This is a genomic window from Pseudomonas sp. (assembly GCF_050739655.1).
Taxonomy (GTDB): domain Bacteria; phylum Pseudomonadota; class Gammaproteobacteria; order Pseudomonadales; family Pseudomonadaceae; genus Aquipseudomonas.
This window is the reverse complement of the sequence record NZ_JBOIBY010000157.1, coordinates 1-10,663: the sequence shown is the minus strand read 5'-3', so window position 1 is coordinate 10,663 and position 10,663 is coordinate 1. Positions and strand designations below refer to the sequence as shown.

9 protein-coding genes are annotated in these 10,663 nt (G+C 58.8%); 2 read left to right on the top strand and 7 right to left on the bottom strand.

Annotation, left to right across the window (positions count from 1 at the left end; all coding sequences use genetic code 11):
• Nucleotides 1–67 precede the first annotated feature (67 nt).
• The gene (recJ, locus tag ACRESJ_RS07580; protein ID WP_431757351.1) at nt 68–1,777 is read right to left on the bottom strand and encodes a single-stranded-DNA-specific exonuclease RecJ; all 1,710 of its coding nucleotides are present in this window, start codon (nt 1,775–1,777) and stop codon (nt 68–70) included.
• Between the two features lie 66 nt (nt 1,778–1,843).
• The gene (locus ACRESJ_RS07575) at nt 1,844–2,386 is read right to left on the bottom strand and encodes a YaeQ family protein (RefSeq protein WP_007971297.1); all 543 of its coding nucleotides are present in this window, start codon (nt 2,384–2,386) and stop codon (nt 1,844–1,846) included.
• Between the two features lie 146 nt (nt 2,387–2,532).
• On the opposite strand from ACRESJ_RS07575, the gene ACRESJ_RS07570 reads away from it, so the two are divergent.
• On the top strand, nt 2,533–3,732 hold the full coding sequence (locus ACRESJ_RS07570) for a CaiB/BaiF CoA transferase family protein (RefSeq protein ID WP_431757350.1): 1,200 nt from the start codon (nt 2,533–2,535) through the stop codon (nt 3,730–3,732).
• A gap of 67 nt (nt 3,733–3,799) precedes the next feature.
• Nucleotides 3,800–4,654 (top strand): TIGR02285 family protein, encoded by an 855-nt coding sequence (locus tag ACRESJ_RS07565; protein WP_431757352.1) that lies wholly within the window; start codon nt 3,800–3,802, stop codon nt 4,652–4,654.
• Between the two features lie 170 nt (nt 4,655–4,824).
• Here ACRESJ_RS07565 and ACRESJ_RS07560 read toward each other — a convergent pair whose 3' ends face one another.
• The 5 genes from ACRESJ_RS07560 to dsbC form a co-directional block, all read right to left on the bottom strand.
• Nucleotides 4,825–5,112: a DUF3509 domain-containing protein gene (locus tag ACRESJ_RS07560; RefSeq protein WP_431757349.1), complete on the bottom strand. Its 288-nt coding sequence runs from the start codon at nt 5,110–5,112 to the stop codon at nt 4,825–4,827.
• Between the two features lie 162 nt (nt 5,113–5,274).
• Nucleotides 5,275–6,630 (bottom strand): transporter substrate-binding domain-containing protein, encoded by a 1,356-nt coding sequence (locus tag ACRESJ_RS07555; RefSeq protein WP_431757348.1) that lies wholly within the window; start codon nt 6,628–6,630, stop codon nt 5,275–5,277.
• A 119-nt stretch (nt 6,631–6,749) separates the two neighbouring features.
• The gene (gene thrC / locus ACRESJ_RS07550; RefSeq protein ID WP_431757347.1) at nt 6,750–8,159 is read right to left on the bottom strand and encodes a threonine synthase; all 1,410 of its coding nucleotides are present in this window, start codon (nt 8,157–8,159) and stop codon (nt 6,750–6,752) included.
• Nucleotides 8,160–8,266: 107 nt separating this feature from the next.
• Nucleotides 8,267–9,571 (bottom strand): homoserine dehydrogenase, encoded by a 1,305-nt coding sequence (locus ACRESJ_RS07545; RefSeq protein ID WP_431757346.1) that lies wholly within the window; start codon nt 9,569–9,571, stop codon nt 8,267–8,269.
• 133 nt (nt 9,572–9,704) lie between these two features.
• Complete coding sequence (dsbC, locus tag ACRESJ_RS07540) at nt 9,705–10,436, bottom strand: bifunctional protein-disulfide isomerase/oxidoreductase DsbC (RefSeq protein WP_431757345.1); 732 nt, start codon at nt 10,434–10,436, stop codon at nt 9,705–9,707.
• Between the last annotated feature and the right edge of the window lie 227 nt (nt 10,437–10,663).

Here is a 10,663-nt window from a genome sequence, read left to right as displayed (position 1 = left end):
GTCTGGGCGTTTTTCGCGAGCAGGCTCGCGCCCACAAATAGGCCCGGGAGCAGAAAATTTGATCGGTTTATCGCGGTTCGATGTGGGCAATCATCAATTGCACGGTCTCATTACCGCGAAACTCGTTCACATCGAGTTTGTAGGCCAACTCCACCCACTTGATGGTCGGATTCGGCCAGACCTCACGATCGATACCAAAGGCAATGCCATCGAGCTTGACCGAGCCGCACTCGCTTCTGAGCACCACTTTGAGGTGGCGCTCACCCACGACACGCTGCTCGACCAACTGAAACACCCCGTGAAACAGTGGTTCCGGGAAGTGCTGGCCCCACGGCCCGGCATGACGCAGTGCACGAGCCAGCTCCAGGTGAAATTCCTCAACCGCCAGGGTGCCGTCGGACAGCAGGCGCCCGGTCAGATCCTCTTCGCGCAATTGCCGACGCACTTCAGCGTCAAACGCCTCGGCAAACAACGGGAAGCTGGCTTGCGGCAGTGTCAGGCCCGCAGCCATCGCATGGCCGCCGTATTTGGTAATCAGGTCCGGATGTTGCGCCGCCACCACGCTCAGGGCGTCACGGATGTGGAACCCCTGAACTGAACGTCCCGAGCCTTTGAGCAGGCCATCGCCGGCATCGGCGAAGGCGATGGTCGGACGGAAATAGCGCTCTTTCATACGCGAGGCGAGGATGCCGATGACGCCTTGGTGCCACTCGGGATCGAACAGACACAAACCGAATGGCATCGATTCCACCGGCAGGTCCTTGAGCTGAGCCAGCGCTTCACGCTGCATGCCTTGCTCAATGGACTTGCGGTCCTGGTTCATGCCATCCAGTTGAGCGGCCATTTCACGGGCCAGGCCTGCATCTTCGGTCAGCAGGCATTCAATGCCCAGGCTCATGTCATCCAGGCGCCCGGCCGCGTTCAGGCGCGGCCCCACAATAAAGCCCAGGTCGGTGGAGGTAATGCGCGCGTGATCTCGCTTGGCCACTTCGAGGATCGCCTTGATCCCGGGCCGGGCACGACCGGCACGAATCCGCTCCAGGCCCTGGTGCACCAGAATCCGGTTGTTGGCATCCAGCGGCACCACGTCGGCAACGCTGCCCAAGGCCACCAGATCGAGCAATTCGCCAATGTTCGGTTGTGGACTGCTCGCATACCAGCCGAGATCGCGCAAACGCGCGCGCAAGGCCATCAAGACATAGAAAATCACCCCGACACCGGCCAGCGCCTTGCTCGGGAACTCGCAACCGGGCTGGTTCGGGTTGACGATGGCATCGGCCAGCGGCAACTCATCACCCGGCAAGTGGTGATCGGTGACCAACACATTGAGCCCGGCCTTTTTCGCCGCCGCCACGCCATCGACACTGGAGATGCCGTTGTCCACGGTGATCAGCAAATGAGGCTGACGTTCAAGCGCCACCGCGACGATTTCCGGTGTCAGGCCATAGCCGTAGTCGAAACGGTTGGGCACCAGGTAATCGACGTGGGCCGCACCCAGCAAGCGCAAACCCAAGGTACCTACGGTACTGGCCGTCGCGCCGTCGGCGTCAAAGTCGCCGACGATCAGAATCCGCTGGCGCTGTTCGAGCGCAACCACCAGCAAGTCCACGGCCGCTTCGATGCCCTTGAGCTTCTGGAACGGAATCAACCGCGCCAGGCTCTTGTCCAGCTCGGCTTCGGACTGCACTCCCCGCGCCGCGTACAGGCGGGTCAGCAGAGGCGGGATGTCACCGAGGAACGGCAGGGTGTCGGGCAGCAGGCGAGGTTCGATACGCATGGGGTGACAGGTGCTTCTCTCAAGTACACAGGATAAAACCGGATGACGCGCAGGGTCTGCGAGCGATCAACCGCGCTCGCCAGCCAGCCACTGCAACTGGACTTCGTGCTGACCACGGTCGTCGGTGACGAAAATCGTCCCTTCGCTGATCATCACATCCCACTTGATAACGCGCGGCATGTCTTTAGCCAGGGTTTCCAGCACTTCCTGTGGCACGGCGGCGATGTTGACGTTCTTCAGGTTTTTTACCGCTGGCACCACTTTGCCTTCCCAGACACGCAGGCTGCCGTAAGCCAGCAGGCTGGTGCGCTCGGTACGACGCGAGCACCAGGTCAGGCGCTCGGCATCTGGCTGGCCGACTTCGATCCAGTGCAGGACACGGTCATCCAGGCTCTTTTCCCACAAGGCCGGTTCATCCACTTCTGACAGACCACGGCCAAACGACAGTTGCTCGTTGTACCAGAGGGCGTAGGCCAACAGGCGCACGGTCATGCGCTCTTCGGTTTCCGAAGGGTGACGGGCAATGGTCTGCTTGACGCTCTCGTAGACGCTGCGGTCGAGGTCGGTGAGGTTCAGTTCAAACTTGTAGGTCGTGGACGGCTGGGCCATGAACGGACTTCTTGATACGGGGAAAGGCGGCAAGTCTAACCGATGCGACAGGCAATCATCGAATTGATGCCAATCTACTTTGAGCGCCTGACAGTCGGCTATGTTAAAACTCTGCATTCGCTCAGCCTTGTCCTACAGGATTACGTATGTCGTTGACCGCAAAACCGCTTTCAGGCCTTAAAGTCGTTGAATTGGGCACATTGATTGCTGGCCCCTTTGCCTCGCGCATTTGCGCTGAGTTCGGTGCCGACGTGGTCAAGGTCGAATCTCCGGACGGCGGCGATCCGTTGCGTAAATGGCGCAAGCTGTATGAGGGCACTTCGTTGTGGTGGTTTGTTCAGGCGCGCAATAAAAAGTCCCTGACCCTGAACCTCAAGCACCCGGATGGTCTGGCGATTCTGAAAAAGTTGCTGAGCGAAGCGGACATCCTGATCGAGAACTTCCGCCCGGGCGTGCTGGAAAAACTCGGCCTGGGTTGGGAAGTGCTGCATGCACTGAACCCGAAGCTGGTGATGGTGCGCCTTTCGGGCTTCGGCCAGACCGGGCCGATGAAAGATCAGCCTGGCTTTGGCGCGGTAGGTGAATCCATGGGAGGTCTGCGCTACATCACCGGCTTCGAGGACCGGCCACCGGTTCGCACCGGCATCTCCATCGGTGACTCGATCGCCGCGCTCTGGGGCGTGATCGGCGCCCTGATGGCCCTGCGTCACCGCGAAGTCAATGGTGGACAGGGGCAGGTGGTAGACGTTGCGCTGTATGAGGCGATCTTCGCCATGATGGAAAGCATGGTCCCGGAGTTCGATGTGTTCGGTTTTATCCGCGAGCGCACCGGTAACATCATGCCCGGCATCACGCCTTCCTCGATCCACACCAGCGCCGATGGCAAGCACGTGCAAATCGGCGCCAATGGCGACGCCATCTTCAAGCGCTTCATGTTGATCATTGGCCGCGAAGACCTGGCCAACGATCCGACGCTTGCCAGCAATGACGGGCGTGACAGCCGTCGCGACGAGCTTTACGGCGTCATCGATCGCTGGGTCAATTCACTGCCACTGGACACGGTCATTGAGCGTTTGAACCAGGCCGAGGTGCCCGCCAGCCGCATCTTCAGCGCCGAAGACATGTTCAGCGATCCGCAGTACCTCGCCCGGGAAATGTTCCTGCAGGCCAAGCTGCCGGATGGCAAAGGCTTCAAGATGCCGGGCATTGTGCCGAAACTCTCTGAGACACCCGGTGATTGTGAATGGGTCGGGCCGCAACTGGGCGAGCACAATGCGCAGGTACTCCAGGATCTTGGCTATGACGCGTCGCAGATCACACAGCTACGCAAAGACGGAGCCATCTGAGCTGAAGCGTCTGATTGCGCGCCTCTCCGAGCACTGCCGGCGCCATAACCGGCGGGTGTGGTGCGCCATGGCGGGAGTGCTGCTGATCATCGCCCTGACACCCCCGGCGCTTGCGCAATCCAAGGAGCAGTTGGTCTGGCTCAAGCGCGATCTACCGCCGCTGTTCATTTTCGATGGACCTGAAAAGGGCCAGGGGGTCATCGATCAACTCTTGACCAAACTGATCGCTGGCCTGCCGCAGTATCAACACAGCGTGATGAAGGTCAATCGTGCACGCGGCCTGCAAATGCTCCATGAGCCATCCCTCACATGCGATGCGGCGCTGAACTGGAGCAAGGAACGCGAAACCTGGATCGCGTTTTCCATCCCGGTCTTTCGTGCCATGAGCAATGGTCTGGCCGTGCGGCGTGTCGATCGTGAAGTGCTGGCGCCTTTCATCAAGGACGGGGAAGTGGATCTGGCCGCCCTTCTCGCCACCGGCAACGTGACGCTGGGAATCGTTGCTGAACGCAACTATGGCGAGTATCTCGATGCGCTGCTCAAACAGGCTCCCCCCAAAGCCTTGACGCTCCATTACGGCAACGATGCCTTGGGCAGCCTTCTGCAGATGCAACGACTGGGACGCCTGCAACTGTTGTTGGGCTATCGTCCGGAGATCCGCTATCAGGCACAGCAGCAAGGGATCGCAGAGAATGAACTGCAGTTCTATCCGATTCGCGGCACAGGCAAATACCTGTCCGGTTATATCGGCTGTACCGACACGCCGCAGGGCCGACAGGTGATCAGCGAAATCAACAAACTGCTGCTCACCCTGCCTCGCGATGAGCTAAGCGAGGCTTACGCGGCCTGGCTCGATCCGGAAAGTCGCGGCGAGTACCTGGAAGCCTCCAGGGCTTTTTTCGAGCAACAGGCCGGGCACTGAAAAATCACGGGCAAAAAGAAACCCCGAGAAGTGGGGAGACGACTCGGGGTTAAACGTGGTCTATGCAAAGACCCGTAGCAACAAGATACAAGCACCGGAGCACAATGCTTGATCCTGTTGTTACAAGGTCTGACTGACCTTGGTGCAGGAAGGTTCCCACAAAAGACAATTCAATTTCGGCTGGCCAGCAGCTTGTCCTGAGCGGCATTGCGCAACGCCGCGATCACACAGGGCTCCAGACGCCCTTCTGCAATCAGCACATCGCGGTGCAAGCCGTCGACCACATCCGTCAACAAGCGCTTGTCACTCAACTGTGCCTGGTTGAACTGCCGATCGACCACGACAGCACCGGTCGCGTTCTTTAATGTCACCCGGCACTCACCGTGAATGCCTGACGGGGTCAATGTCACCTGGTACGGGCTCAGAGCCTCACCGAGCAAGAGACTGATACTTTCCATCTCGATCACCACTCAATAGTCCGAAAACAAAGTGCCTGGGGCGCGTCTACAACAAATGACCGTCGGCCCGAGAAGAAAGTTCTGGAGATCGAGTGCGGGACTTTCCGCGCCTCGAGTCGAATGAGCATGCACCGCAAAGATGACAGGGAAAAAACAAAGAACTCACGTTCGTCCGGTGCGATGCGCGATGTCGATCCAGCCGCCCAACAAACCTCGCAACTTGCCGTCTGCACCGTAGAACGGCACGGTCCACTGGTAGACGTCCCTGAGGCCACCTTTGAACTTCAATCGCCGCTCGCTGAAGCGTGGCTTGCGGGTATCCAGTTGAACCATGAACTCCGCATGCAACTGCTCGGCAGTCTCTTTGGGAAAAACATCGAGTTCGATCAGCTGTCGTCCCTGCATTTGATCGAAGCGAGTGCAAAGGCTTTCCTCATAGCTTTTGTTGCACATGATTAAACGCCCATGCTGATCGCGAACGAACATCGGGTCAGGCATGGCATCCATCAACGTGTGCTGGAAGATCAATTGATCGCGAAGGCTGATCACTGCATCCTGACGTTGCTCCAGCACAGTGGCGAGTCGACGATTCCAGATCACGGAAAGCAGCGCGAACACGCCGACAATCAACATCCCCCAGCAACCCTGCCTGACGGCTCCCTCCCAGGTTGAGGGGGTATTTTCGGCCGTAACTGCATCGAACCATTGCTGGCGCATAGCGCGAAGCTCGGCGGGTGGAAAAGCCTCCAATGCCTTATTGAGGATACTCAACAACTCAGGCTGCCCTTTGCGAATAGCCAGGTAATCAGCGTCCCATTTACCTTCCAGTGCATTACCGACTTTGAGTCGCCCCGCAGGATAGAGTCGGGCCCCGACTTCATTGTCGATAGTCGCGTACGCTTCACCGCTTTCAACCAGTGCCCGAGCTTCTGCATGGGTTTTGACCGAGCGCAACGCGATGGACGGATAGTCGCGGCGAATCGCGGCCTCCAGCGCATGCCGATTCGGCAGCACCAACACCCTTTTCGCCAGCTGCTCCAGCGATTGCACCGCAGGCGCTTCAGCGTGGCCGATGAACACCCAGCCAGCACCGCCGAAGGCATGACTGAAATTGAGTAACACCCTGCGCTCTTCGTTCATCGACAGCATCGTGCTCATATCAGCAGCACCACTTTCCAGACGACTGAGCAATTGTTCGGTAGAAAATGTCTCGTCATACACGAACTGCAGGCCCGTCATGGCGCTGATACGCTCCAGCACATCCTTATGAAAACCACTCCATTGACCGTGCTCGTCCTTGAACAGATACAACGGGTACTGCGTCGATGCGACAACGACTCGTGGATGCTCAGCCAGCCATTTTTGCTCCTGCACATCAAGCGAGATCTCCGCAGCGGAGGCCACCGCATCAGCCTTGTAAGCCACCAACTGTGCCGCTTCGGTCCACTGCGAAAGGCCCAGCAACGCAACTAAAATTACCCAACTCACAGCCGGCTTTAACCCTGCGAAATACTCCATTGCCACATCCTTGTATTCGGCTCGCCTGTCCTCTATGGGCGATTTGCCGGCCAGTGTGGCATGCAAAAACAAAAAAGCCCGTCAGGAGACGGGCTTCAATGTGTGACAGTATTTGCCGATTACAACGGCTTGCCGCGGTTGCCATGCTGGCTGACAAAGGTCTGCACGGCTTTGAGGTCATTCGGCAATACGGTGCAACGCTCATCTCGCTCAAACAAATCAGAAAGATGTGCAGGCAGTTCGAGCGTTTTTCCTACGCCGGCTTTTTCCACCGCATCCGGGAACTTGACCGGATGCGCCGTACCCAGGATCACCATCGGGATATCCAGGCTGCGGCGGCATTCGCGTGCTGCCTTGACGCCGATGGCGGTGTGCGGATCCAGCACTTCGCCGGTCTGTTCGTAGACCTCAGCGATGGTTTCGCAGGTTTGTGCGTCATCCACAGCCAAAGAGTCGAACAGTTTACGGGCTTCGGTCCAGCGCTCTTGCTCGACGCTGAAACCCCCGCCCTGCTTGAAGCTGTCCATCAGGCCGGCGATCGCCGCGCCGTTGCGACCATGGAGGTCGAACAGCAGACGCTCGAAGTTCGACGACACCATGATGTCCATGGACGGCGACAGCGTCGCGTGCAGGGTTTCCTTGACGTACTGATTGCCGCTCATGAAGCGGTGCAGGATGTCGTTGCGGTTGGTGGCGACGATCAACTGGTTGATCGGCAGGCCCATGTTGCGGGCCAGGTAACCGGCGAAGATGTCGCCGAAGTTGCCGGTCGGCACCGAGAACGACACCGAACGCGCCGGGCCACCCAACTGCAGGGCCGCATGGAAGTAGTACACGATCTGGGCCATGATCCGCGCCCAGTTGATCGAGTTCACAGCCACCAGGCGAGTGCCCTTGAGGAAGCCCTGGTCGGCGAAGCTCGCCTTGACCATTTCCTGGCAGTCATCGAAGTTGCCTTCGATGGCGATGTTGTGGATGTTCTCACCGAAAATGGTGGTCATCTGCCGACGCTGCACTTCGGACACGCGGTTGTGCGGGTGCAGGATGAAGATGTCGACGTTTTCGCAGTGCTTGCAGCCTTCGATGGCGGCCGAACCGGTATCACCGGAAGTAGCACCCACGATCACCACGCGTTCGCCGCGCTTTTCCAGCACGTAGTCGAGCAGGCGACCAAGCAGCTGCAGAGCAAAATCCTTGAACGCCAGGGTCGGGCCGTGAAACAGCTCCAGCACCCATTCGTTGCCGTTCAGCTGACGCAGCGGCGCAACGGCACTGTGGGCAAACACACCGTAGGTTTCTTCAAGGATCTTTTTGAAATCGGCGTCAGGGATGCTGCCGGTAACGAACGGACGCATGACGCGGAAAGCCAGCTCGTGATACGGCAGGCCGGCCCAGGAAGCGATTTCTTCCTGGGTGAAACGTGGCAGGTTTTCCGGAACGTACAAACCGCCGTCGGTGGCAAGGCCAGCCAGCAGGACGTCTTCGAAATTCAGGGCCGGTGCCTGGCCGCGGGTACTGATGTAGCGCATAGGGGCAAACCTTCGGTTTGAGCTTCAAGCTGTCAGCGGCAAGCTACAAGTGAAAAGCGGTTCTGCTTTTACTTGCAGCTTGAAGCTTGCAGCTTGCAGCTGCTGTATTAATTCAAATGTTCGACGCGAATCCGGACTACCGGTCCAACCACGCCCTGAAGCGCTTCCAGTGCCTGGATGGCATCGTTCATACGCTGCTCCAGCACGCGGTGGGTCAGCAGGATCATCGGCACCAGGCCGTCATGCTCTTCCACTTCCTTTTGCATGATCGATTCGATGTTGATGCCACGTTCGGACAGGATGCTCGCCACCTGGGCCAGCACGCCCGGATGATCCTTGGCCTGAATACGCAGGTAGTAGGAGCTTTCGCAGGCTTCGATCGGCAGGATCGGATGGGCCGACAACGAATCCGGCTGGAAGGCCAGGTGCGGAACACGGTTTTCCGGGTCGGAGGTCATGGCGCGAACCACGTCCACCAGGTCGGCGATCACCGACGAAGCAGTCGGCTCCATGCCGGCGCCGGCACCGTAGAACAGGGTCGAACCGGCGGCATCGCCGTTGACCATCACCGCATTCATCACGCCATTGACGTTGGCGATCAGGCGATCAGCCGGGATCAGCGTCGGGTGCACACGCAGCTCAATGCCGGAAGCCGTGCTGCGCGCTACGCCCAGGTGCTTGATGCGATAGCCCAGCGCTTCGGCGTAGTTCACGTCAGCGGTGGTCAGCTTGGTGATGCCTTCGGTGTAGGCTTTGTCGAATTGCAGCGGGATACCGAACGCGATGGACGCCAGGATCGTCAGCTTGTGCGCTGCGTCGATGCCTTCGACGTCGAAGGTTGGATCGGCTTCGGCGTAACCCAGTGCCTGGGCTTCGACCAACACGTCTTCGAAGGTGCGACCCTTCTCGCGCATTTCGGTAAGGATGAAGTTGCCGGTGCCATTGATGATGCCCGCAACCCAGTTGATACGGTTGGCGGACAGACCCTCACGGATCGCCTTGATGACCGGAATACCACCAGCCACGGCCGCTTCGAACGCAACGATCACGCCCTTCTCGCGAGCCTTGGCGAAAATTTCATTGCCGTGAACGGCGATAAGCGCCTTGTTCGCGGTGACCACATGCTTGCCATTCTCGATGGCCTTGAGTACCAGCTCGCGGGCAACGGTGTAGCCGCCCATCAGCTCTATAACGATGTCGATCTCAGGGTTCGTGGCCACTTCGAAGACATCGGTGGTAATCGCAATACCGGTCGTTTGGAACTGAGGCTTTGGCGTGCGAATGGCGATCTGCGCCACTTCGATCCCACGCCCGGCACGACGAGCAATTTCCTCGGCGTTGCGCTGAAGTACGTTGAAGGTACCGCCACCGACGGTCCCTAACCCACAGATGCCTACTTTGACCGGTTTCACTGTGAACTCCCCATAAAACGGCCGACTCAAGGCCGGCCGTGAAAACAGCCGCATGCTTGCGACTCTCTATTGATGGCCCGGCGATGACGCTACCGGACCATGATCGTCAATGGCTGCCCTTGACGATGCGAATTTACTTCGCGCCCAGCGCCAGTTTGGCGACTTGTGGCGCAGGCTGGTAGCCCGGAATGACCTGACCATCGGCCAAAACGATGGCCGGTGTACCGTTCACGCCAATCGACTGACCCAGGGCGAACTGCTTGGAGACCGGGTTATCGCACTTGGCGGCCTTGATTTCCTTGCCGTCGACCATTTTATCCATGGCCGCCTTCTTGTCTTTCGAGCACCACACCGCTTGCAGTTGCTCATCACCCGGCGAGCCCAGGCCCTGGCGGGGGAAGGCCACATAACGCACTTCGATGCCGCGCTTGTTCAGTTCCGGGATTTCGGCGTGCAATTTGTGGCAGTACGGGCACGTAGTGTCGGTGAATACGGTGATGTGCGCCTTGGTTTCGCCAACGGCTGGGTAAACCACGGTTTCAGCAACCGGAATGTCATTGATCAGCTTGGAGATGCCCAGGCGTTCGGTTTTCTCCGTCAGATTGACCGGTTTGCCGTCCTTGAGCTGGAACATGTAGCCCTGCACGACATACTGGCCATCGGCACTGGCATACAGTACGCGACTGCCCTTGAGCTTGACTTCATACAAGCCTGGCAATGGGCTGGCGGTGATGGTTTCTACCGGCACTTCGAGCTGGAGGTTTTCCAGGCTTTTACGGATGGCTTTGTCGGCCGCATCATCGGCGACGGCAAAGGTGCTGACCAACGCAATGGCTGCGGCGGCGAAGATCTGGGTCAGACGCATGAGAACTCCTGAAGGCGGACAAATGGGACGTACAGAACGCCCGTGCCGAAACACCGGGTCATAAACGCCCATCGTGCAAACCGGCAAAGCCTACCACAGTAAGTCCCGCAGGGCAGAATGCCGGTGATGCAAGGCATCCGTCAGCAGGGAAGACTCTATGTGACTGACCCACCGCAATCGCGGGCAAGCCCGCTCCCACAAGGTTTGTGTCGTACACAAATCATATG

Bases quoted from the DNA above. Each gene is read 5' to 3' on its own strand.
- recJ (WP_431757351.1), bottom strand. From the start codon at position 1,777: ATGCGTATCGAACCTCGCCTGCTGCCCGACACCCTGCCGTTCCTCGGT.
- ACRESJ_RS07575 (WP_007971297.1), bottom strand. From the start codon at position 2,386: ATGGCCCAGCCGTCCACGACCTACAAGTTTGAACTGAACCTCACCGAC.
- ACRESJ_RS07570 (WP_431757350.1), top strand. From the start codon at position 2,533: ATGTCGTTGACCGCAAAACCGCTTTCAGGCCTTAAAGTCGTTGAATTG.
- ACRESJ_RS07565 (WP_431757352.1), top strand. From the start codon at position 3,800: ATGGCGGGAGTGCTGCTGATCATCGCCCTGACACCCCCGGCGCTTGCG.
- ACRESJ_RS07560 (WP_431757349.1), bottom strand. From the start codon at position 5,112: ATGGAAAGTATCAGTCTCTTGCTCGGTGAGGCTCTGAGCCCGTACCAG.
- ACRESJ_RS07555 (WP_431757348.1), bottom strand. From the start codon at position 6,630: ATGGAGTATTTCGCAGGGTTAAAGCCGGCTGTGAGTTGGGTAATTTTA.
- thrC (WP_431757347.1), bottom strand. From the start codon at position 8,159: ATGCGCTACATCAGTACCCGCGGCCAGGCACCGGCCCTGAATTTCGAA.
- dsbC (WP_431757345.1), bottom strand. From the start codon at position 10,436: ATGCGTCTGACCCAGATCTTCGCCGCCGCAGCCATTGCGTTGGTCAGC.